The sequence below is a fragment of the Pseudobdellovibrionaceae bacterium genome (assembly GCA_023898385.1).
Taxonomy (GTDB): domain Bacteria; phylum Bdellovibrionota; class Bdellovibrionia; order Bdellovibrionales; family UBA1609.
In genome coordinates, this window is record CP060220.1 from 3,091,720 (window position 1) to 3,113,996 (window position 22,277).

Sequence of the window (22,277 nt, forward strand, 5' to 3'; positions counted from 1 at the left end):
ATGGCGTCGGAATCTATAGATTTTCAATTGGCTTTGCAAGCGGCAAAAGAGGCGGCAAATCGAGGCCGTGAGATTCTTAAGAAGTATTTTGGTAACCTGTCCAATGTTGACGAAAAACACCAAGCGGGGTTGGTGACCGAAGCCGACGTCAATAGTGAAAAGGCGATAATTTCTTTTTTGAAGGGTGAGTTTCCCAATTTAGGATTTTTGGCTGAAGAATCCAGTTATCTTAACTCGACCGAAGGCCAGCAAAGTCATCACGCGGGGAGATGGATCATCGATCCACTTGATGGAACCACCAATTTTGTTCATCGATTTCCGATTTTTTGTATAAGCATTGGGTTAGAGTGGAAAAACGAAATTGTCGTTGGTCTCATTGATGTACCCATTCTGAATGACACCTATTGGGCCATCAAAGGCCAAGGGGCATTTAAAAACGGTAAGCCCATACATGTGAGCCACACCGCTGTGCTGAAAGAAGCATTGCTTGCCACAGGGTTTTCTGTGCACAAACCCAATGCGCTTGAACAGCAGCTACAGATTTTTACCCATCTTATTCGAGAGTCGCGTGGTGTGCGGCGAGCTGGGGCCGCCGCCTTTGATCTTTGCATGGTGGCTGAAGGAATTTTTGACGTATTTTGGGAGCGCGATCTTTCGCCTTGGGATGTAGCGGCAGGTGCATTGATAGTGAGAGAAGCCGGCGGCACAGTGACTGATTTTTCAGGACAAAGGCACACTCCTTATATGCCAAATATTTTGGCGTCAGGTCCTAATATCCATCAGACAATGGTCAATCATATTGGCAGTGTGAGCAGTTAAATTATTCCAATTTGTTTTCTCGAAACGGGTAGCAAGGCTCCTTTAAGTCCTGTCAAATTTTTGCTCTACCTTTGACCCTATTCAGTCAAAATCCTGAGTTCTTACCCTTCTAGACTCTACGTTTACCTAGCCTGAGAGTTCAATTTTTTGACTCTGAAAAAAATCACGCACTCAAGTCGAGTTGGCATCTCTGTTGCTCTAATGTTTTAGTGAAGAACTAGGTTTTTACCAAAGTCGTGTGCCAAGGAGGCTACAGTGGCAGAGGATAATGCGGCAGTACAATCACCCTCAGGTGGCGGGCAGGGCCAGAAGCCCGTCTTATTTATTGGCCTAGCCATTTTTAATATGTTGGTGGTTGTTGGCGTTGGCGTCATGGTCATGATGGCGAAAAAGAAGGAAGCCGAAAAGGCAAACATAGATGATGTTATTCAAGGTGAGCACAAGGCTCAAATGGAAGAAGCCCACTCAGAAGAGTTTATTGGTCAGCTTGTCCCCCTTGAAACATTTATTGTGAACTTGGCTCAGTCGCGTGGACGAAAGATTGCGAAAATCAATATGGAATTCGAAGTGAATACACTCGATGTACAAAAAGAAATCGCAGAGCTTAAACCAAAAATCCGAGACATTATTATTATTATTATTTCGAGTAAGACTTACGCCCAAGTATCCACGAAAGAGGGTAAAGACGATTTGAGAAATGAAATTCGCGACAAGGTGAATTTGTTTCTTACTAAGGGTCGGATTGAGCGAGTTTATTTTACTGAGTTTATTTATAACTAGGAATTAAGGAAGAGTTCTTATGAGTCAGGTTTTATCTCAAAGCGAAGTTGATGCCCTCCTCGCCGCAGTATCTGACGGTGAGTTAGGTGATTCTGGCGATGGTGAAGGCGGTGGTGGCGGTGGTAGTGTTGATGACCGCGTGGTTGTTGTCTATGATTTGACTAGCCAAGATAGAATTATTCGCGGTCGGCTTCCACAGCTTGACGTTATTTATGAGCGATTTATGCGGTCTTTCCGAGTTTCACTGTCTTCGTCGCTACGAAAAATAGCGAGCTTAAACCATGCCAGTACAGACTTTTTAAAATTTGGCGAATTCATCAATACCCTTCCAATGCCTACTTGTATGAGTGTGCTCCGATTTAACGCCTTAAGAGGATCGGCGCTTCTAGTTATAGAAAGTAAGCTAGCCTATGCCCTGGTGGACAACTTCTTTGGCGGTGCTGATCGGCCCTATACAAAAATCGAAGGAAAAGATTTTACCCCTATTGAACTACAGATTATCAGAAAAGTCGTAAATATTGCCATTGCCGATTTAGAAGAAGCGTGGGCTTCAGTAGAGACCATTGACTGTAGCTTTGTTCGAACAGAAATTAACCCTCAGTTTGTGGGAATTGTGCCTCCAACAGATATTGTTATCGCGTCAACGTTTGACGTGGAATTAGAAAACGCGAACGGCACCATCACATTGGTGATTCCCTACGCGACTATTGAGCCCATAAAGCAAAAGTTGGCATCAGGGTTCCAAGTGGAGTCAGACCAAACAGATAAAAAACTTTGGACAAGTACCATTACTGATCAGCTGATGGGTACAGAGATTAACCTTAAGGTGAACCTGGGTAATACAGAAATCAGTCTTGAACAGTTGATGAAATTAAAAACAGGGGACGTTCTGCCGTTGGACCAGGACGCCACTGGCGAATTTGACATGCAGATCGAAGGAACCAAAAAATTTAAATGTTTTTACGGCATTCACCATGGAACGGTGGCTGTGCAAGTAACTCGACCGATAGAAAAGTGAGGGGAATATGGCAGACGAAAATGCTGCAAGTGCTGAAGAAAGCCTAGAGGCAATCATGTCAGAGGCAGCCGGAGCCGAGGGATTAACCGCCATTGATGGCGGTAAAAGCGGCGGTGGCGGCGGTAAAGGGAGCGGCGACGGTAGGTCCAGGAAACTAGGAGAGAAGCAAGATCGCAACCTCGATTTGATTCTTGATATTCCGCTTAAAGTAACAGTGGAGTTGGGTCGGACGCGAATGGTTGTGAGTGAACTGCTCAATTTAGGCCAAGGTAGCGTGGTTGAACTCAATAAACTTGCCGGTGAGCCAATGGAAGTGTTGGTCAACGACAAGCTTGTGGCTCGCGGGGAAGCTGTTGTGGTGAACGAAAAGTTCGGGGTTCGATTGACAGATATTATTTCGCCTTCGGAACGCGCTGAACAACTGAAATAAGAGTTTGGCGGGGTCAAAAACCTATATAGCTCAGGGAGGAGCTGTGGTTAAGGTAACAAAGTGGATTATTGGAGCAGTTTTAGGTTTACATGTATTTGCAGCAAATGCAGAAATTCCTACGATCGAGTCGGTAGAAAGTCGTAGAGAGGGACAGAGCTTTGCGACGAACATGACCTTCAATCAGCCCGTATCAATAAAAAATGCCAACGTTGAATACATCAATCAGACCGTACAGATAGATGTTCCCAATGTTAAGATACAAAAAGGCAAAAAGCTCTTTAGAATAGAAGATGAGCGGGTGCGCAGTATTTATTTATACCAAGTCACTGCCGAAAATCTAAGAGTTCGTATTATTCACCATAAACCCATCAATGCAGTGGAGCTTAAAGGTCACGTTCACCTCTCCAGTGAAGGAAATAATCTGGTAATTCGGGTCGACAATCCTGCGATGGCGGTTGCGACGACCTTGCCACCGAAAATTGACATTGAGTCCACTCCGCCGCTGGATCTCAACGAAGAAATAGAACAGGCGATGAAGGTCAACCGCCCTGAGGGTGTAGTGCCCGCTGAGGCGATTTTAAAGGCCGAACTGAGCGAGGGCCGCAAAACTGCATCAATCATTGAAAAAGTAGAACTGAAAGTAGATTCACCACAAATTAAAAAAAATGAAAGCAAAGAGGCGCCGAAGAGTGCCGCCAACGTTCAGACTCAAGAACAAGAGTTGCCCCTATTTAAGAAAGAGTCAGAGATCCCTGTATTTAAAAGTGAGCCACAAAAGGCAAAAGTGTCATCCAGTCAGATGTATTTTCGGGTGATCGGTAGTCTGGCCGTTGTTTTGGTTATTGGTGCCGGGCTTGCGTTCTTCGGACGTTGGTGGATGAAGAAGAATCAGAAAACCCTCAATAATAATAAGATAAGTGTGATGACTCAGCACTATCTGGGGCCGAAAAAATCTCTGGCCATCATTCGAGTGGCCGGCGAATTCATACTCATCGGTGTGACGGAACATAACATTAACCATATAAAGACACTTTCACTAATTGATGATGAATATCCTGCAGATTCTGCTTCTCAGTTTGGAGACACACTTCGGCAGTTTTCAGGCAACTCGATGGCGCAGGTTCCAGCACTAAAAAATGACGAGGCCGAGGAAGATTTTTCGTTTAAGTCAGTGAAGGATATGGTGACTGGAAAAATAAAGGACATGAGGTCGATTTAATGATAGCAAAGTTCCCTGTGTGGTTGAAAATTTTATTTGTTGTGGCTGGCTCCATCTTGGTTGCCGGTGCCGCTCACGCACAGGGTTTGACTTTACCTAATGTCAACCTGGGTTTTAAAACTACAGAAAACCCTCAAGACACCGTCAATGCCATAAAAGTCATTATTATGCTGACCGTGTTGACGCTAGCACCAGCTATTTTGATAATGATGACAAGTTTTACGCGCATTGTGATTGTTTTATCATTTGTCCGCCAAGCGTTGGGTACGCAACAAATGCCACCGAATCAATTGCTGGTAGGATTGGCACTGTTTATCACTCTGTTTGTAATGTCTCCTTTTCTTTCTGAAATAAATAATGCAGCTGTGCAACCGTATTTAGAGGGAACTATTGGCCAGGAAGAGGCCCTTGAAAAAGGATTGGCACCGCTTCGAACATTTATGTTTGCCCAAACCAGAGATACAGATCTAGCTATGTTTTTGAAAATGTCAAAATCCGAACAGCCGAAAACGCGAGCCGACGTGGGTACGCAGGTTTTGATTCCAGCCTTCGTAGTGTCCGAGCTGAAGACGGCCTTTCAGATTGGATTTATAATTTATCTTCCGTTTTTGGTAATTGATATGGTTACAGCAAGCGTACTCATGGCAATGGGTATGATGATGCTTCCCCCAGTGATCATTTCGTTGCCGTTTAAGATTATGCTGTTTGTTTTTGTTGATGGCTGGGCGTTGATTGTTGGATCTCTCGTGAAGAGTTTTGGGTGAAGTTATGAATGAAGAACTGATTTTAAAACTGGGCATTGATACTCTAAAGACCACAGCCATGTTGGCGACACCGATGCTCGCTGCAGCTCTGGTCATAGGTTTAATTGTCAGCGTTTTGCAGGCCATCACTCAAATTAACGAAGCGACTTTGACCTTTATCCCAAAGATGGCGGTGGTGGCGTTAGTGTTTGTTATTGCAGCACCTTGGATGATGGATGTGATGAGCCGGTTTACCATTGAGTTAATTGAGAATATTGCGATTTTTGTGAGGGAATAGTGGCTTCAGTTTATCAATTTTCACAGACAGAGATTCTCGCATTTTTTCTTGTGTTGATGAGAATATCTGCATTTGTGGTGGCGTGGCCCGTATTTGGTATGGGCCAAATGCCGAACTTAACAAAAGTACTTTTCGCTTTGGTTGTAGCGTTCGTCGTGTTTCCGGTCGTTGGATGGGGGCATGTCACACAAGATCTGCAGTCTGGATTGATTGTGTGGATGACTATACGAGAAGTTTTTATCGGTCTGGCTTTTGGTTTTTTAGCGAGGATCTTTTTCTTCGTGGCAAGCATCGGTGGTCAGCTGGCCAGTGTTTCAATGGGCATATCAAGTGCTCAGCTTTTTAGTCCGGCTACGGGTGAGTCGACAAGTGCGCTTGAGAAAGTTCAAGTGATACTGGCCACTATATTTTTTCTCACAATTGACGGGCATCTTATTTTTTTGAGCGGACTTGTGGACAGCTACCAACTTTTGCCCTTGTCGGTGTCGGGCGTGGACGTGGCCGTTTTTGGTACATTTGGACAGTTACTTGGAGAGGTCATGTTAATTGGGGTGAAAGTGGCCGCGCCTGTGATGATTGCCGTTTTGTTTATGAACCTGACCATGGCGGTCATTGGGCGGGCTGTGCCTCAGATCAACGTATTAATTACGAGTCTGCCTGTGAATATACTTGTTGGTTTTTTGATTTTAATTTTGGCAATGCCGCTGATGGTGTGGCAGATGGGCGATATTCTAGAGTATTCAGTGGATCGAGTATTTTCAGTATTAAAAGCGATGTAAGGGTGTTTTAGGAAGGCATAATGGCTGAGTCAGATCAGGGTGAAAAAACAGAAGAAGCGACACAGCAGCGAAGAGAAGATTTTCGCAAGCGTGGCCAAGTGGCTCAGACCAAAGAGCTTGGTAGTGTTTTGGCGCTGCTGGGTACGGTGGGTGCGGTGTGGCTTTTAGGACGCTTCTTTTTTACTCAGGTGTACGAGGTATTTTTTCACAGTTTCGATGATTTCATTGCGCTAGCGGCCAGAGATAACGGGATGCTGCCAGCGATGAAGTTTGCATTGGATAAATCGTTTTTAATGGTGGCTCCATTTATGGGGCTTATGTGGCTGGCAAGTTTTGCATCTTCAATTTTGCAAGTGGGCTTTTTGCAGAACGAAGAGGCTATGCAGTTTAAATTGGACCGATTGGACCCCATTCAGGGGCTGAAGCGGATTTTTAGCCTTCGTTCTTTGGTTGAAGGCATTAAAGCTGTTTTTAAAGTGATAATTGTTGGTTTTATTGCCTATCTTGTTATTGAGTCTGAGGTGATGACTCTTCCTCAGCTGGTCAATTATTCAGTTCCCCAGATGTTTGTCTATCTCGGTGAGGTACTTTTGAAGCTTATGGGCGGCGTGGGCTTTTTTATGGTGGCGCTCGCTGGGTTGGATTTTTTGTTTCAGAAATGGGATCTTGAGCAGCAAATGAAGATGACTAAACAAGAAGTCAAAGAAGAGCTTAAGTCTCGCGAAGGGGATCCATTAATAAAAGCGCGAATTCGTCGTGTACAAAGAGAAATGGCAAACAAACGAATGATGGAAGCGGTTCCTAAGGCAGATGTAATCATCACAAACCCCACGCATATTGCTGTGGCACTTCAGTACTCCGCTGAAATGGTTGCGCCGAAAGTGGTGGCCATGGGAGCGGGTTTTATCGCTGAACGGATTAAAGAATTGGCCAGAGAACACAAAGTTCCTGTGATTGAAAATAAGCCCCTAGCACGAACGATGTATAAAACATTGAAAATTGGCCAGGCTGTGCCTCGAGAGCTGTATAAGGCAGTAGCTGAAGTTCTGTCCTACGTATTTAAACTTAAACGGAAGAGGAAATAGCCTAAATGGAAGGCGTGTACCAGTTTCTAAAAAGATTTGAGGGCCTCACAAAGAACGCCGATCTCTTTGTCGCGGTGGGGTTAATCTCTATTCTGGGCGTCATGCTTATACCGCTTCCAGCGATCATATTGGATCTATCCCTAACGATTTCATTGACCATTGCCTTATTAATACTTTTGGTGGCAATTTATACTAAAAAACCACTCGATTTTAGTGTGTTCCCAAGTTTGTTGTTGATGACTACTTTGTTTAGGCTGTCGCTGAACGTAGCATCAACAAGATTGATCTTGGCCGAAGGTCATTCGGGCGTCGATGCGGTTGGCCAGGTGATTAAGGCTTTTGGTAGTTTTGTGGTTGGAAACAACTACGTGATTGGTTTTATTGTGTTTGTCATTCTTGTGGTGATTAACTTTGTGGTGATCACCAAAGGTTCTGGGCGCGTGGCTGAAGTGGCAGCGCGATTCACGTTGGATGCGATGCCTGGTAAGCAAATGTCTATTGATGCTGATTTGAACTCTGGCTTAATAACGGAACAAGAAGCTCGAAATCGGCGGCGCGAAATTGAAAAAGAAGCCGACTTTTATGGAGCCATGGATGGTGCCAGTAAGTTCGTTCGCGGTGACGCCATCGCCGGCATTATTATTACATTAGTGAACATCATTGGCGGTCTTCTTGTCGGCGTGTTGCAAAAGGGTCTTGATATCTCAACGGCCGCTCAAAATTACACCATGTTGACCATAGGTGATGGGCTTGTCAGTCAGATACCGGCACTCATTATATCCACTGCCGCAGGTACTGTCGTAACTCGGAGCACTTCTGACCGGCACATGGGGCAAGAAATGGCCGGCCAGTTATTCTTGAACCCGAGAGCTGTAGCCATTGTGGGTGCGATCATCGGCCTTTTGGGGATGGTGCCAGGGCTTCCGAAAACGCCTTTCTTTCTTATATCGATCATCATGGGTGGCGTGGCGTGGGTGATTCATCGGTCACAAATTGAAGAACGAGAAGCCAAAGAACAACGTGAAGTGGCAGAAGCCAACACGCCGAAGAAAGACAATGTCGAAAACCTACTTCCTTTAGATTTGGTTGAACTGGAAGTGGGCTATGGTCTGATCAACGTTGTTGAATCAGAACACTCTGGCGATCTGCTTGAGAGAATTGTGAGCATCCGTAAGCAATTTGCTCTAGATCTCGGTATAGTGGTGCCTAGCATTCATATTAGAGACAATCTTCAGTTAGAGCCCGGCGAGTACAGAATAATGATAAAAGGCAACCGAGTGGCGGGCGGTCATTTGCGTGCGGATCACTACCTGGCAATGGACCCTGGAAATGTCTCGCAAATAATTGATGGCACGCCAACTAAAGAACCCGCGTTCGGACTGGATGCTTTGTGGATTTCTAAGAGTCAAAGAGAAAAAGCTGAAGTGGCGGGGTACACCGTGGTCGATCTGCCCACGGTGATGGCCACTCACATCACAGAGGTCATTCGAGCCCATGCCTTTGAGCTTTTGGGTCGTCAAGAAGCTGATGTGCTCATTGAAAACTTCAAAAAGTCTTATCCAAAAGTGGTGGACGAGCTCATACCTGATCTTCTGCCCTTTGGAACAGTGGTTAAAGTGTTGCAGAACCTGTTAAAGGAACAGGTTTCAATCAGGGATTTGCTCACAGTATTTGAGACTCTGGCCGATGATTCCACCCGCACAAAAGATCCCGAGGCCTTGACCGAATATGTTCGTCGGGCTCTGGCAAGAAGCATTTCATCTAGGTTTATGGATGACCAGGGAACAGTACATGTATTGTCTTTGGGGCCCTACATTGAAGAGCAGATTGCCAATTCATTAATTCAAACAGAACAAGGCATTCAATTGGTGATGGACCCTCATACGGCAAACGACATGATCATGCAGATATCAAGCACTATTGAAAGTCATCCTGAAATAGCGGGGCAACCGGTATTGATGACAAGCCCGACTGCCCGGCGCCATATTGCCAAGCTCACCCATCGCTTTATCCCACAACTAACAGTTTTAGCTCACACCGAACTTGCCTCTGATGTGAACGTAACTTCCGTGGGCCTTGTGGAGTTAAGCCATGCAAGTTAAGAAATTTGAAGCTAAATCAATGAAAGAAGCGCTCGATCTTGTGAAATCCCACATGGGACCAGAGGCGATTATTCTCTCGGCCAGAGAACACTCCAAGAGTTTTGGCATCGGTGGATCGCAAAGTGTTGAAGTGACGGCTGCGGTATCTGACCAGGTTTTGCAGAAAAAGCGAATGGCAGAAACTAAATTGTCTGAAAAAGAAAGAGCCCGATATGTTTCAAGCTCGGCGCGTGTTCAGAAGCAATACATAGAAAAAGTATTCGATAACTATCGAACAGAGGCAGACAGAAAGCCCGTGACCTCAGTGCCCTATATAGACATCGGTGATGATCATCAAGAGAGCAGTTCTCAATCCGCCATTGAAGCCCACTCGGCTTTTTCGGGCTTGCCGTGGTTGGAGCGGCAGTCTGACCGCACAATGCTTGACGGTTCAGGTGGAGACGTTGCGCGAGGTCGTATTCGTTCTGCTACATTGGATGCCGTGAAAGCCGTTCAAAGAATGGTGGGGCGAGAAGAAGAAAGGGCGCAGGTTTCGCCAAGAAACAGCGACGAAAAAGATCGAACGATTGAGCGATTGCAGAGAGAGTTGTGGCAGTTGCAGGGGTTGATTGAACGGTTTCAACGGGTGCCACAGACTTTTACCAGCGCCCATCCGGGCGCAGATTTTGGCTTGCCTTATGAGCTGAGTTTTATGTTTGAAAAACTCACATCGGCGGGCTTGTCAGGCGAGAACGCGGCTGAAATCTTAAAGAAAGCCCGTGAGTCATTGCCCATAGAGCAACTTAAGAAAAAGCCATTTGTGGATGCTTGGGTGGTTAAGTATTTTCTAGACAACACTCTGATCACGCCAAATAGAACACAAGGCCGGTTTCATGTGTTTGTTGGAACCACCGGCCAGGGCAAAACAAGTAGCTTGGTGAAGTTTGCCAGCGATTTAGTCATTCGCGAGAAAAAGACGGTAGCCATAGTGACGGCCGACACCTTCAAGGTGGGTGCATCAGAACAGCTAAAGATCTTTGCGCAGATCTTGAATATCCCCTTTGCTGAGGTTCGAAAAAAATCGGATTGGGACGTGTTAAAGGCCCGGCTGGCTCAAGATTATATTTTGGTGGATATGCCAGGATTAAATCTTCGAGACAAAAGGCAGCTGGATTTTCTTATTGAACTAATGCCGCCGTCGTCATTTGCTCCTCGGGTTCACTACGTGCAGTCACTGTTGGCAAAGGATCAGGATATCTATGAGGTGGCCAGTCGCTATAAGTTTGTTCCGTTTGATGACGTGATATTCACTCGATTGGATGAGTCGACTCAACATGGCGCCATCTACAATTTTCAAAGAAAATTTAATGTGCCCCTTCATTCTTTTGGAATTGGCTCAAATGTGCCTGAAGACTTCGAGCCCGCAACTAAAGAACGAGTCGTGGATTTGATATTTAAGTTAAGCAAACTGAGAAAGGACAGCCCTTTATGACAACGGCAATGAGTCACAGAATAGGCCATCAACCCTCTACCAAAACCATCAGTATAACCTCAGGCAAGGGTGGTGTAGGTAAGTCCACGTTGGTGGCTAACCTGGGTCAATACTTAGGAAAAAAAGGCCACCGGGTGTTGTTGCTCGACGGAGACTTAGGGATGTCTAACTTGGATATTATGTACAACGTGGCAACGGCCTTTAGCGTTGAGCATGTCATCAGCGGGCGAAAATTTTTGGAAGACATTGTGGTCGAGGTAGCCCCAAATGTTTCGCTCATTCCTGGTGGCAGCGGCGTTTTTGGTTTGAGCGATTTGAATATTATGGAAAAGCGATTGCTGATGGAGCAAGTTAGTCGGCTTGAGCAGCATTTTGATTATATGCTAATCGATACAGCACCAGGAATTGCAGACAGTGTCTTATATTTGAATGCGGCAGCTCAAGAAACGCTGGTGATTATCACTCCGGACCCATCCAGTGTCACTGACGCCTACGCCTTGATCAAAGTCCTGCACCAGCGTTACCGGGAGAATCGATTTTCAATTGTTTGCAACATGGTGCAAGATCAGCAAGAAGCCAATCGGCTGTATCAACGATTTAGCGATGTGGTGAGCCAGTTTTTATGCGTGAGCCTGGATCTCGTAGGATTCGTTCCCTTGGACCAAGAGCTACGACGGGCAACAAAGTCACAACAATTGATTATTGAAAAATCCCCGCAGGCTTCTGCGGCCGTAGCGATTCGAAATGTAGGGGAAAAATTGAGAGTTTTTAAGGATATAGAGCACACAAAGGGTGGGATGCAGTTCTTCTGGGAGCAAATTGTTGGGGTGGCATAGAAGAATAGGACTTTTTTGGTGTATCTCAATTTGATAAAATTTGAGTGAGGGGTGAGGACAATGGCAGAAAATTCAAATGCGTCTACTTTGTTGAAAAAGTACAAAGAAGAGCCAAGCAAGCTGACACCACAGCAGAAGGACCGATTAATCATGGAGTACGCTCCCTTGATTAAGTTTATTGCGCAGAAAATTGCTGCTCGATTGCCGTCCCATATTGAACTTGATGACCTTATATCTAGCGGTGTCATCGGTCTAATGGACGCCATCGATAAGTATGATCCTACCCGGGATAATAAATTTAAAACTTATGCAGAGTTTAGGATTCGCGGATCTATCTTGGATGAACTTCGAGCTCAGGATTGGGTACCACGCTCTGTTCGAGATAAGGCAAAGCTTCTAGACAGAACCATGGTCCAGCTTGAGGCCGACCTTGGTCGCATGGCTTCTGATGAAGAAGTGGCCCAGCGCCTTGAAATGAACATGGAAGAATTTTATGACTTCGTCAATGAAGTGCGACCAGTGAGTGTGCTCTCTATTGATGACTCAACGACATTTAGTAACGTCGACAAGAAGTCTATTTTGAACATTCTTGAAGGCTGTAAAATCACAAATCCATTAAATAGCTTAAACCACAAATCTATAAAGGGTGTGGTCACTAGAGCCATCGAAGAATTACCCGAGCGGCAGCGCTTGGTTCTATCACTTTACTACTATGAAGACCTCAACCTAAAAGAAATCGGTCGCATCTTAAGAGTCACAGAAAGTCGTGTGTCGCAATTGCACGCCCAAGCTGTGGCTCGACTGCGAGCGCGTTTGCTGGTCTTTATCGAAGAACAAGAGCTAGAAGCGGGCTAAGGGGCTTCACATCTCAGAATTTGTTGATGTGTCCATTTTTTCGCGAATCTTTTTAATCACTCGAGCTTCCATTTGCCGAACGGCTTCGCGAGTCACTCCATATTGATCGGCTATTTCTTGCAGCGTGAGTGGGTTGTCTGCCAAAAGACGTTTATCGAGAAGCTCCTCTTCTCGTTCATTGAGTGTGGGGCGAACGGCCTCAATGTTTTCTTCTAATATGACCAACTCTTGTTGATGGGCAAGATGGTCGTCGATGGACTCTTGGCCTGAGTCATCTTGCAGGTCTAAAAAAGTGCTATTGCTATCAGACCTCAAAGGCGCATCAAGGCTGACATCGCGGCCCGACATTCGTTTTGTCATCATTCGTACATCTTTTTCAGATACGTCCAACTTGCTGCTGAGTTTTTTTACGGCTTCTTCGTAACCGAGTTTTTCCAGTTCTTCGCGGCTTTTCTGCAATTGGTAAAAGAGTTTTCTTTGGGAGGCGGTGGTCCCAATGCGGACCATGGAGTATTGGCGCATTAAGTACTCTTGAATGTAGCCACGAATCCACCACACTGCATAGGTGATCAATCGCACACCTTTGTAGGGGTTAAATTCTTTAACCGCGTGCATGAGCCCAAGGTTACCCTCTTGAATAAGGTCAATCAGGCGGGCCCCAAACTTTGAATACTCAGCAGCCACTTTAACCACAAAGCGCAAATTAGCAGTGACCAGGGCTTCGGCCGCTTTTGAATCACCAGTTTCATAATATTTTACGGCCAGTCGATTTTCTTCTTCTTTAGACAAAAGAGGATAGCGGCGGACTTCTGCCAAATATCTTGCCGTAGGATCAGTGGCCGCTAAGGCTTTCGAATCGTCTGTTTTGGCCTCTGTGAATTCATCGGCCAAAATCACTTCCGGATCTATCACTTCAATTTCTTCGGCCTTGGGAGTCTTATCTTTTTTGCCAATCTTTTTTTGCGGGCTCATCCTGGATGCACTCTAGATGGGTTAGCCAAGGACTTGGTCGAGTTTTTTTCTCAGCGTCTTTTCTACCATACCTTTAACCAAAGCTAGCTTCATCGGCAAGTCCACAATGATTTCTACATTGGAACCTTCGCCATTAGCCTGTACGCTCATATCGGCTTTGAACATCTTACCCGAGGCAGTGCCAGAAAGGGTAGACGAATTAAATTGACTGGCGTAGCCGGGGTCGAGTTTACGCAGGTCAGGGTCATTTTCTAAAACATGGGCGACACGCTTAAAAGCTTCATCCGCATTACACTTAGACTGACATTGCACTTTGACTTTAGGCATGACAAAAACATACTTTGTTTCTATAGGGCTGTCCATGACAAACTCCGAGGTAAACTAGTGGCTTTTGTAAAAGATGTTAAGCGAACTCATTATTGTGGGGATGTGCGTCCGGCACATGCAGAATCAGAGGTGGTACTCATGGGCTGGGTCGATACCCGGCGTGATCATGGGGGACTCGTTTTTGTGGATTTGCGTGATCGCCAGGGGTTGGTGCAGGTGGTGCTTGACCCGGCAAGTCCGGCCACTCAAGTGGCAAAAGATGTGCGCAATGAATTTGTTCTGGCTGTTAGAGGGACAGTGAAGTTGCGGCCTGAGGGAATGATCAATAAAAACCTAGATACAGGCGAAGTTGAAATAATAGCTACAGAGTGTGAGGTTCTCTCTGCGGCCAAGACACCCCCTTTTCAACCCGATGATGAAAAGGTTTCTGAACCTCTGCGTCTCAAGTATCGTTATCTTGATTTACGACGGCCCCGCCTGCAGCAGCACCTGATCGTTCGACATAATGCATTAATGAAGGTTCGGCAGGTTCTGGCGGGCAAAGGGTTTATCGAGGTGGAAACTCCCATTCTCTATAAGAGTACGCCGGAGGGGGCCCGCGATTATCTCGTGCCTTCCCGTGTAAACTTGGGTCGCTTTTATGCCCTTCCGCAGAGCCCTCAGACATTGAAGCAACTTCTGATGGTTGCCGGAATGGATCGCTATTTTCAGATTGCCAGATGTTTTCGAGATGAAGATTTGCGTGCGGATCGTCAGCCCGAGTTCACCCAAATCGATATTGAAATGAGTTTTGTTGATGCCGAAGATGTGATGGCGGTGAATGAGTTGTTGGCTCGAGAGATATGGAAGGCCGTCAAGGGCGTTGATCTGGGAGAAATCCCGCGCATTTCTTACTATGAAGCAATGAACCGATATGGTTGTGATAAGCCCGACTTGCGAGTGAGTTGGGAGCTTAAAGACCTTGGCGAACTTGTAAAAGGTAGTGGTTTTCAGGTCTTTGATGATGTGGTGGACCGAGGTGATGCGGTTAAGGGTTTGGCGGTGCCGGGCATTGGCAATTATTCGCGCGGTCAGTTTGATAAACTCACAGCACTAGCCAAGCAAATGGGGGCCAAGGGTCTGGTGTGGATCAAGTCAGGCGAAGGTGGCGAGCTTACGTCGCCGGTGTCGAAATTTTTTAGTGCTGAAAAGTTGCAAGAAATATTTAAGGCAGCAGGTGGTGAAACGGGTGGAGCCGTTCTGGTTGTTGCTGACCAATTTGACGTGACTTGTGCCGCCCTCTCGTTGTTGCGCACGCATTTGTCCCATGAGTTGGGAGCCATTGACACCAGCCGGGATCGATTTTTATGGGTGACGGATTTTCCATTATTTGAATACGACACGGACAATGGTCGGTGGGCTGCTAAACATCATCCGTTTACAATGACAGCGGATGACGATGTTTCGGTGCTTGTTAATGGCAAAGAAAATGAGTTTGGAAAAATTAGAGCCAAAGCTTATGACTTGGTCTGTAACGGGCACGAGTTGGGTGGTGGGTCCGTGCGGATACACCAGCCTGAGGTGCAACAAGCCATGTTCAATGCTCTTGGTCTGGGTGAAGAAGAGGTCAAACTGAAGTTTGGCTATTTTGTTGAGGCATTGGGTTACGGTACACCACCTCATGGCGGGTTCGCATGGGGTGTGGACCGGTTGGTGATGATACTTTGCGGAACAGATGCCATTAGAGATGTGATTGCTTTTCCAAAAACAGCAAAAGCAACATGCCTCATGTCGGAAGCCCCCAGTCCGGTGGCCCTGGAGCAGCTCATAGAAGTGGGCATAAAACTCTCTGGAACCGCTGATAAGGAAAAGTGATTTATCGGGGCTTGTATGATCGTAGCCCCGCATTTCTGGTCCTAGGTCCTCTCATAATTGTCTCATTTTGATCCGAAGAGAATGATGAAAGCAGCAATCCCTGCTGTATTCAGGCCACATGGAGGTGTGCCATGGACAAAATTAGTGGTATTTTACCCTCAACATCAAGGATTAAATCCGTCGACCTTCGGGAAGCGGGTGCAGCAAGGCCCGGCATGCCCAGTTTCGGACGTCCCATCGGGACTTCGGAGCTTTCAAATTCACAAAATCGGGCAACCACAGCTCAGGCCGCTTCAGCGGTTCACGGCCAACTCATGGATGCGCGATCGAAGTCGCAAAACGATGCGGCGATCGCTCAAAAAATCACAGATGGTTTTTTTATGAAGCGATTTGCCACACCATCGCCGGAGTCAACTGAATTGGAGATGCCGATCATTGATGAAATGTCTCCTGCCATCGAACCCCTACAAATAGATGAGGGTTTTGAAATGAGCGGCGGCGTTGATGCTGAGGATGTGGGTTTGTACATTGAAGAACCAGAGGCCGAGGTTGATTTGGATCAGCCCATTGCAGGCCGATACTTAGATGTAATGGTTTGATCGTTGATTTGTTAAACTTCTTCTAAAAGCACACCGGTAGCTTCCACAGAAGCGAGCCGGTGTATGCCCTTGAGCTTGCGCTCTCCGAAACTCTTTTCTACAACAATAATGTATTGAATACTCAAACCAATCAGATGTCTGATGGCTTCAATTTTCCAATGAGGGGCTCCGAGTTGGATGAGCATCTCTAGGCGAAGGAGAGCTTGTCTGGCGGAGTCAGCATGCAGTGTTCCCATCCCGCCTTGGTGACCCGTGGCTAGCGCCATAAGCAAATCTTTAGCCTCGCCCCCGCGAACTTCGCCCACCACAATGCGATCCGGGCGCATGCGCAGTGACTGTACGATAAGATCAGACTGATCAAAATCTCTTAAGTGGCCATGCGGATCCACACGAGTGAGAAGTTTTGCAGACAAGGCGTTGGGGAGAACAATCTCATCAGTGTCTTCAATGCAAATGGTTCTCTCAATGGCCGGCGTGTGTTGTAAGCAAGCGTTGAGAACGGCGGTTTTTCCTGATCCAGTGGGGCCCACGATGAGTAAACTTTTTTTTGTATCAATCAGACGTTTAATGAACGAAATTCGGTCGGGCTCAGCCCAGTTTAGGTCTTGCAGGCGATGCAGGGTCCATGGCGATCGGGGTCGATACCGCAGGCTCACGTGAGTTTCTCCAGAGACCAGTGGTGGTCGTAGCAAGTGGACGCGAAAACGATTCCAAACGCCGTTAGCAAAGGGTCGATCCAGGTTAGCTTGAAGCTGGGCTTCGTTAGACATTCTCAGCAGAAACTGTTCGTAACTGTGAGGGCAAAGAAAGCCTTCTGGGTGCCGTTGAATTTGACCACGTTGTTCTAACCAGATTTCATTATGACCGTTGATCATAATCTCAGTGAGATCTTCACGGTTTAAGAGTTCATCGAGAGGTCCATAACCGGTCATTTCTTGTTTTAGTCGTTTTTTTTCGTCCGCGGTGAGATGGTCGGTATCGAGAATGGACTTATGTATTTGGTCGACGGCATCGATTTCTTCATTGAGAAGGCTATCGGGCTGTTCTAGTTTTCTCAGTATTTCGTGATAGGAGGTGAGGAGGTGGTGGTTAGGAGCTTGTTGCATTTCAATTACTCGCTTCAAGGGGTAAAATTTCTGGCGTTAAAAAGACCAAAGTTTCAGTGGTTTCTTCGCGATCAAATTGTCCGCTAAAGAGGCGACCCAATAATGGGATTTGAGTCAACCAGCGCAACCCCAATTGGGTTTCACCGGTGGAAGTTCGTTCAAGACCTGAAATGGCTAAGGTGCGAGAGGATTTCATATTCAATTGTGTTTCGATGCGATGGGTTTTTAATCCCGGTACACCGTCAAAGGCCTGTCCCATATCAAGACTAGAAAGTTCGGCCGATATATGAATGGTCATGGCGCCCATGGTGCCCGCATGGGGAGTGATGTTGAGCAATAGGCCATGTTTCTTCCAAGTGACAGATTTAGATTTAAAACCTCGAATCACCAGCGGAAACTCGCCGCCTGAATGGAAACTGGCTGGCTCACCACTTCGAGTGAGTAAATAGGGGGAGGCCACAAGATGCCCCTTTGAATGGCCTTCTTCAGCATTAACAGTGGCCGTAAAATCAGAAACATCTAAAGTCTCAGGAAGCACTTGAACAGTCATTTCACCCGATGGGGTTAAACCAAATTCACTGGCAAAGCTCTTGGTTGTCTCCACAATTCTTAGTTGCACTTTTATAAGTGGCCTGAGTTCGATTTGCGATTTACTGAATTCAAGTTTTATGCCGAAGGGCGAAAAATATTTTTGAAGCGGCTCTTTTTGACTTAAGTGTTCGTCAGAAATTGTTAGTTTGCCAGTTTGTTCGCGGTTCCAGTGAAAATGTCGCACGCCCAAACCGGCTAAACCATCTCGAAAGAAATTTTCAGCATCAATAATGACGTCTTCATCGCACTCGGCAGCGAAGGTGTAAGTGCCTGTGGGTACTTTTTCGGCCAGTGCTAGCCAATCAGAAAACCGATAAAGGTGACCGGCCACAACGATGTTATTGTCGCGAAGCCTCACCTCAAGGCCCAAAAAGTCTTTCACTAGCGGCGTAAGGGCGTGAAAAACCTGAAGGGTCATTTTTTCGAGCACTTGCACACTGAGAACCCTATCGGCCAACACCAGTTGAGTGGTCCCTGGTTTTTTCGCCATCAACAAAAGGTGGGATTCGTTATCGACGACTTTTAGTATTTTAGAATCTCCCACCCTCACATCGCCAGATCTGGATATCGGCCAGGTCTTGACCTCGCCAACTCCCATAATTAACGGCTCCGGAGGGCGGGCCCAGGTTGGGAAAGTGAAAAGACATAGAATATTTAAGAATAATAAACGCATGAGGGGTCTCCGTAGACCTCAATGGGCTGCAAACTCATGCCAAGATTACAGAAGAAAAATAACGGGAAATAGCGTCCGGCGAGTCCGAAAAAGAATTCCTACGCGGCCGGAAGCGAAAAAGAAACTCTCACTTGTCCTTTGGGGCAGGTGATTTCAAGGGCGGTGCCATGCAATTTCAATAGGGCTTGGCTTACGCTCAACCCTAGTCCCAATCCCTGGCTGTGGTGCATGATGTTTTCATCCAGAGCAAAGGGCTTAAGAATCTTTTCGATGGTGGCCGGCTTTAGGGCCTTTCCTTCATTGGTGATTGTAATTTGAATGTGCTCGCCTTCGGCTTCAGCCGTTACAGAAATGGGGGTTTGCTTTTTTCTAAACTTAACTGCGTTTTCGATAAGGCGGCCGATGACATTTTGAACGATTGCAGGGTCTGCCTTCACATTCAAATCATCAATTTGCCAATGCAGATCTTCGGCGGATGAGAACGGCTGGGCTGCTGCTGAGAGCAATTTTTCAGTGGAGGTTTTTCGGGCGTTAACAGTAGTCAGGCCTGTTTGAGCGGAAACCAATTCAAGTACGTCATTAATGATTTTATGTAGTTTATCGGAGCTTTTCCCAATGCGATCTACATATTGAGTTTGATCGGCGTCGAGCGAGGTTTCTTTGAGAAGTTCTAAAAAGCTCGATATCACAGTCAGCGGCGTTTTTAACTCATGGTTGATAAGAATCATAAACTGGTTTTTTGCCTCATCTAAAACTTTAAGCTCTGACAGGGCCTTCTCAAGAGCATCGTTTTTTTCTTTGAGCTCCCTTCGAATATTGAACTTTTCAACAGCCTTATCCACTGTATTCACAAGGTCAACAGGGTCCCAGGGTTTTGTGAGGTAGCGATAAACTTGGCCGGAGTTGATGGCGCCAATCACCGAATCCATATCGGTGTAACCAGTTAACAAAATACGAATAGCGTCGGGGTGAGTCTTGATTGATTTTTTCAACATTTCAACGCCGGTCATTTCAGGCATGCGTTGATCGCTGATGATCAGAGCCACATCAGGATGCCCTTTAAGTTGTGCTAGACCTTCGGCTGCCGAAGTGGCTTTGAGCACATTGTATCCCCGACGAAAGAGCCGCTCGAGCGCATCTACGTTATCAATTTCGTCATCAACAATGAGAATGGACTGTTTCATATCTATATTTCATGCCACAATTAAAATTGGATTAAGCGTATTGTTAAAGCTTAGACCAATGGCGTGATCAGTCAATAGAGAACTTTGAATACAAATTTTGTGCCCCAATTTATTAGCTGAGGTGAATTTAAAAAATGAAAACAAACATTCGGTGGAGTCAATGCTTGTTTGCGGTTTTAGTCATTTCGTCATTTTCGTTTGCGGAAGGGCGCACTCAAAAAAAAGTACCTAAATCTCAAAAAACCGCAGCAGAAAAAGCGTCACTAGAAAACCCGCCATTGCATTTTTTGAAGTTTGAGCAAGTGGCGAAGTTGGAGTACTGGCAGGGCGTCCGATATGTAAAACATTTTAGAAAATCTCTTGTTGCTGCAGACGAACTTTTTGGAAAATTCAATGAAAGTCTACCCGCCTATGCCAGTATTGACCCGATTAAAAATCAGTGGCAGTGGGAGATGCTATTTGGCAACAAAGCCTATGCCGCGGCAGGGGTTCATGGTCGGGGCAGTTTGCCTTCAGATGAGTGCATTTATGCTGTGACTCTGCAAAAATGGGTCGACAACAACGGCCGATATGTACCGAACTTTGGCTGTGCGAAGCCCAGTGATTGTTCGGGAAGCTTTGGTCGTGGCGTGGCCTGTGGTGTTATCGGGTCGGGATTGATCGGCAGCGATGCGTGTGTGCCCCACGCAGACAGATTGCGCTCCACAGTGACTTGTTTTGATCGAGTCACTCAAAAGATCAATTCGGCTGAAGGTAGTCAGGCCGTGCAGGTGGCGCGAGAGTACGAAGCTTATCTAAAATCAAACAGTGCCAACCCCGAAGCAATTCTTAACGATAAGACTTGGACAAAGCGTCTGGCTGAATACATGTGGCACCCGCAGGTGTACATGCACTTACTGAAGCGAGCGGATTATTTCAAAAAAAACGGGCGCAAGTTTGAGTCCTCAGATTTGGCAAAGGGCTTTGGCCCCACAGCGCAGTTGGGTGATTGGGATGAATACGGATCTTTTGAAAACGCATTCAATTCATTGGCTTCAGGATTAGAAGGTGTCTTCGGCAAGTTTGTTTATCATTGTGATAAACTTCTTGATAAGAAAGTGGTTGAAGAAATTCGCAGCCAAACTCGAGTGACGCCAAAATGGGCTGATCGTGAAAAGCAGAGAAAGCAGTGGCTTGAAGAAGAAGAAAAGGGTGGCCGATCGGCAACAGTGCGTTCGGTGTTGCAAAAACCAGAGTGTATTTCTCTAGAAAAACGCATAGCTGACCTGCGGCGCGCGGAGCAAACCATTGCCGATACTTATCCTTGTATTCGTGGTGATAAAGATTGTGCCGTTGGCGCGCCGGTAGTGCCACCACCTCCGCCACCTGTGCGACCAGACATGATCACTGAGTCCGTGAAGTCGTTGGGCTGTGAAAGCTACGGTAATGAAACGGGTATTTATCAAGAGGGAATGCGTTGTGTAGCCTGTGCGGCTGAGCGTGACGTGATAAATACTGAACAAAAAGACCATGTCATTTCGGATCGCTGGTTGTCACTGCTTGAGGTGATGGCTCATGCTTGTCATGAAACCGGGCAAGTGACGGGTAAAGACGTGCCAGCTTCGGTGGCGAGAGAATATATCGAGACCTTTGGTCAGTGCAGTGTGGATGAATATAATTTTTCACAATCGCCTCGATTAGATGTGGTCGAAAAGACCGTGAAACAGTGGTCTCTCAAAGGCATTGGTGATGATGACGAGCCGGATAAGGGGGATTTGTTTAAAAAAGTTTATGGCTTGAGTTTTTCAGAGGCAAAAAAGATTTTTGATTGTGAAGCTAAGGGCAAGAAAAGTTTCTTTGACCTATTTAAAAGCACTCCCAAATGTCTTGACGGGGACCTCGACTGTCGTAGAAATCTTCGGCGTCAGTCATTTGAAAAGAACAGCAAAAGCATTCGAAACGAAGCCGATAGTAGTAGTTATGCCAGTGGCGATTTGCGCAAATCGCTAGGTCAATGTATGGACAGAGCCTTGGAGTTACAAAAGAAGTTGAACCCCAATGGCTGTCGGACGGTGCAGAAACCCTTAGACAGGTCTTTCTTTTTAGGTCGTGGCTCGCAACCCGGATATGTGAACCAAACGGTGGGGGCCGTACTAGAAGGCGGTGGTCGCTGTTCAGCCGCCAGACAGCTGTATCAATTGAAGGGCCCAGGGAAGTCTTACACCACTGTGAATTTTCACTCTTATTTGGTGAAGGGCACAGGCCCCCAAGATCAATACCAGAGGGTGACCGGTGTTGTGGACAATGATTTTACCTATCATGTGGAAGCGGGCCAATTTCTACAAGGTGACTATAATTCGCAAAAAATGACCATGCACGTGAAAGAAGGGTGCGGAGATATTTATAATCGAACGTACGATTACCCCTGGAGAAAGGTCCGGGAAGCGCCCTTAAATAAAGGGGCTCGCTAGGCAGCGGTAGATGGGGGTTGGGTTTGTATAGGGGCTGGCAGCGACCAAGGTCAAGAATGCGGCACGAAGTGTAAAGTTTAGATTGA

Annotated in this window: 21 protein-coding genes; 16 read left to right on the top strand and 5 right to left on the bottom strand. The window is 46.3% G+C overall.

What is annotated here, in order from left to right; genetic code table 11:
* The 13 genes from H6626_14230 to H6626_14290 all read left to right on the top strand — a co-directional run bounded on the left by H6626_14230 (nucleotide 1) and on the right by H6626_14290 (nucleotide 12,435).
* Nucleotides 1-819 carry an inositol monophosphatase gene (locus H6626_14230; GenBank protein USN47328.1) on the top strand — a complete coding sequence of 273 codons (819 nt, stop codon included), beginning with the start codon at nucleotides 1-3 and terminating at the stop codon, nucleotides 817-819.
* Between the two features lie 345 nt (nucleotides 820-1,164).
* Nucleotides 1,165-1,599: a flagellar basal body-associated FliL family protein gene (locus tag H6626_14235; protein USN49047.1), complete on the top strand. Its 435-nt coding sequence runs from the start codon at nucleotides 1,165-1,167 to the stop codon at nucleotides 1,597-1,599.
* Between the two features lie 19 nt (nucleotides 1,600-1,618).
* Entirely contained in the window at nucleotides 1,619-2,617 is a 999-nt protein-coding gene (gene fliM, locus H6626_14240) for a flagellar motor switch protein FliM (GenBank protein ID USN47329.1), read from the top strand.
* A 55-nt stretch (nucleotides 2,618-2,672) separates the two neighbouring features.
* Complete coding sequence (gene fliN / locus H6626_14245) at nucleotides 2,673-3,047, top strand: flagellar motor switch protein FliN (GenBank protein ID USN49048.1); 375 nt, start codon at nucleotides 2,673-2,675, stop codon at nucleotides 3,045-3,047.
* 43 nt (nucleotides 3,048-3,090) lie between these two features.
* Nucleotides 3,091-4,266 carry a flagellar biosynthetic protein FliO gene (locus tag H6626_14250; protein USN47330.1) on the top strand — a complete coding sequence of 392 codons (1,176 nt, stop codon included), beginning with the start codon at nucleotides 3,091-3,093 and terminating at the stop codon, nucleotides 4,264-4,266.
* Nucleotides 4,266-5,030, top strand: coding sequence for a flagellar type III secretion system pore protein FliP (fliP, locus tag H6626_14255; GenBank protein USN47331.1), 765 nt, complete (start codon nucleotides 4,266-4,268; stop codon nucleotides 5,028-5,030). The genes H6626_14250 and fliP overlap by 1 nt, the downstream gene beginning before the upstream one ends.
* 4 nt (nucleotides 5,031-5,034) lie before the next feature.
* Entirely contained in the window at nucleotides 5,035-5,307 is a 273-nt protein-coding gene (gene fliQ, locus H6626_14260) for a flagellar biosynthesis protein FliQ (GenBank protein USN47332.1), read from the top strand.
* The gene (gene fliR / locus H6626_14265) at nucleotides 5,307-6,086 is read left to right on the top strand and encodes a flagellar biosynthetic protein FliR (protein USN47333.1); all 780 of its coding nucleotides are present in this window, start codon (nucleotides 5,307-5,309) and stop codon (nucleotides 6,084-6,086) included. The genes fliQ and fliR overlap by 1 nt, the downstream gene beginning before the upstream one ends.
* 20 nt (nucleotides 6,087-6,106) lie before the next feature.
* Entirely contained in the window at nucleotides 6,107-7,171 is a 1,065-nt protein-coding gene (flhB, locus tag H6626_14270) for a flagellar biosynthesis protein FlhB (GenBank protein ID USN47334.1), read from the top strand.
* Nucleotides 7,172-7,176: 5 nt separating this feature from the next.
* Nucleotides 7,177-9,273 carry a flagellar biosynthesis protein FlhA gene (gene flhA / locus H6626_14275; GenBank protein ID USN47335.1) on the top strand — a complete coding sequence of 699 codons (2,097 nt, stop codon included), beginning with the start codon at nucleotides 7,177-7,179 and terminating at the stop codon, nucleotides 9,271-9,273.
* Nucleotides 9,263-10,744: a flagellar biosynthesis protein FlhF gene (locus H6626_14280; protein USN47336.1), complete on the top strand. Its 1,482-nt coding sequence runs from the start codon at nucleotides 9,263-9,265 to the stop codon at nucleotides 10,742-10,744. Before flhA ends, H6626_14280 begins: the two co-directional genes overlap by 11 nt.
* An 8-nt stretch (nucleotides 10,745-10,752) precedes the next feature.
* Nucleotides 10,753-11,580, top strand: a complete 828-nt coding sequence (locus tag H6626_14285) for a MinD/ParA family protein (protein USN47337.1) — start codon at nucleotides 10,753-10,755, stop codon at nucleotides 11,578-11,580.
* Between the two features lie 60 nt (nucleotides 11,581-11,640).
* On the top strand, nucleotides 11,641-12,435 hold the full coding sequence (locus H6626_14290) for a FliA/WhiG family RNA polymerase sigma factor (protein USN47338.1): 795 nt from the start codon (nucleotides 11,641-11,643) through the stop codon (nucleotides 12,433-12,435).
* A 6-nt stretch (nucleotides 12,436-12,441) separates the two neighbouring features.
* Here H6626_14290 and H6626_14295 read toward each other — a convergent pair whose 3' ends face one another.
* Together H6626_14295 and H6626_14300 are read right to left on the bottom strand one after the other, a co-directional pair.
* Entirely contained in the window at nucleotides 12,442-13,407 is a 966-nt protein-coding gene (locus H6626_14295) for an RNA polymerase factor sigma-32 (GenBank protein USN47339.1), read from the bottom strand.
* 21 nt (nucleotides 13,408-13,428) lie between these two features.
* Entirely contained in the window at nucleotides 13,429-13,770 is a 342-nt protein-coding gene (locus tag H6626_14300) for a hypothetical protein (protein USN49064.1), read from the bottom strand.
* Here H6626_14300 and aspS point away from each other — a divergent pair.
* Both aspS and H6626_14310 read left to right on the top strand, forming a co-directional pair.
* Complete coding sequence (aspS, locus tag H6626_14305; protein ID USN47340.1) at nucleotides 13,666-15,588, top strand: aspartate--tRNA ligase; 1,923 nt, start codon at nucleotides 13,666-13,668, stop codon at nucleotides 15,586-15,588. The genes H6626_14300 and aspS overlap by 105 nt on opposite strands.
* Nucleotides 15,589-15,719: 131 nt before the next feature.
* Entirely contained in the window at nucleotides 15,720-16,187 is a 468-nt protein-coding gene (locus H6626_14310; GenBank protein ID USN47341.1) for a hypothetical protein, read from the top strand.
* A gap of 11 nt (nucleotides 16,188-16,198) precedes the next feature.
* Here the strand turns inward: H6626_14310 and H6626_14315 are convergent, their stop codons facing one another.
* The 3 genes from H6626_14315 to H6626_14325 form a co-directional block, all read right to left on the bottom strand.
* Nucleotides 16,199-17,293: a CpaF family protein gene (locus H6626_14315; protein USN47342.1), complete on the bottom strand. Its 1,095-nt coding sequence runs from the start codon at nucleotides 17,291-17,293 to the stop codon at nucleotides 16,199-16,201.
* Nucleotide 17,294: 1 nt separating this feature from the next.
* Nucleotides 17,295-18,557 carry a hypothetical protein gene (locus tag H6626_14320; GenBank protein ID USN47343.1) on the bottom strand — a complete coding sequence of 421 codons (1,263 nt, stop codon included), beginning with the start codon at nucleotides 18,555-18,557 and terminating at the stop codon, nucleotides 17,295-17,297.
* 98 nt (nucleotides 18,558-18,655) lie between these two features.
* A complete protein-coding gene (locus H6626_14325) occupies nucleotides 18,656-19,741 on the bottom strand; it encodes a hybrid sensor histidine kinase/response regulator (protein ID USN47344.1) in 1,086 nt (361 codons plus the stop codon).
* A gap of 134 nt (nucleotides 19,742-19,875) precedes the next feature.
* Here H6626_14325 and H6626_14330 point away from each other — a divergent pair, with 134 nt between their 5' ends.
* Entirely contained in the window at nucleotides 19,876-22,191 is a 2,316-nt protein-coding gene (locus tag H6626_14330; protein USN47345.1) for a hypothetical protein, read from the top strand.
* Nucleotides 22,192-22,277 lie beyond the last annotated feature (86 nt).

Coding starts and splice junctions, on each gene's coding strand:
- H6626_14230 (USN47328.1), top strand. CDS start 1: ATGGCGTCGGAATCTATAGATTTTCAATTGGCTTTGCAAGCGGCAAAA.
- fliM (USN47329.1), top strand. CDS start 1,619: ATGAGTCAGGTTTTATCTCAAAGCGAAGTTGATGCCCTCCTCGCCGCA.
- H6626_14310 (USN47341.1), top strand. CDS start 15,720: ATGGACAAAATTAGTGGTATTTTACCCTCAACATCAAGGATTAAATCC.
- H6626_14330 (USN47345.1), top strand. CDS start 19,876: ATGAAAACAAACATTCGGTGGAGTCAATGCTTGTTTGCGGTTTTAGTC.
- fliP (USN47331.1), top strand. CDS start 4,266: ATGATAGCAAAGTTCCCTGTGTGGTTGAAAATTTTATTTGTTGTGGCT.
- flhB (USN47334.1), top strand. CDS start 6,107: ATGGCTGAGTCAGATCAGGGTGAAAAAACAGAAGAAGCGACACAGCAG.
- H6626_14320 (USN47343.1), bottom strand. CDS start 18,557: ATGCGTTTATTATTCTTAAATATTCTATGTCTTTTCACTTTCCCAACC.
- fliQ (USN47332.1), top strand. CDS start 5,035: ATGAATGAAGAACTGATTTTAAAACTGGGCATTGATACTCTAAAGACC.
- aspS (USN47340.1), top strand. CDS start 13,666: ATGGGCGACACGCTTAAAAGCTTCATCCGCATTACACTTAGACTGACA.
- H6626_14290 (USN47338.1), top strand. CDS start 11,641: ATGGCAGAAAATTCAAATGCGTCTACTTTGTTGAAAAAGTACAAAGAA.
- flhA (USN47335.1), top strand. CDS start 7,177: ATGGAAGGCGTGTACCAGTTTCTAAAAAGATTTGAGGGCCTCACAAAG.
- H6626_14280 (USN47336.1), top strand. CDS start 9,263: ATGCAAGTTAAGAAATTTGAAGCTAAATCAATGAAAGAAGCGCTCGAT.
- fliN (USN49048.1), top strand. CDS start 2,673: ATGTCAGAGGCAGCCGGAGCCGAGGGATTAACCGCCATTGATGGCGGT.
- H6626_14300 (USN49064.1), bottom strand. CDS start 13,770: ATGGACAGCCCTATAGAAACAAAGTATGTTTTTGTCATGCCTAAAGTC.
- H6626_14315 (USN47342.1), bottom strand. CDS start 17,293: ATGCAACAAGCTCCTAACCACCACCTCCTCACCTCCTATCACGAAATA.
- H6626_14285 (USN47337.1), top strand. CDS start 10,753: ATGAGTCACAGAATAGGCCATCAACCCTCTACCAAAACCATCAGTATA.
- H6626_14325 (USN47344.1), bottom strand. CDS start 19,741: ATGAAACAGTCCATTCTCATTGTTGATGACGAAATTGATAACGTAGAT.
- H6626_14295 (USN47339.1), bottom strand. CDS start 13,407: ATGAGCCCGCAAAAAAAGATTGGCAAAAAAGATAAGACTCCCAAGGCC.
- H6626_14235 (USN49047.1), top strand. CDS start 1,165: ATGTTGGTGGTTGTTGGCGTTGGCGTCATGGTCATGATGGCGAAAAAG.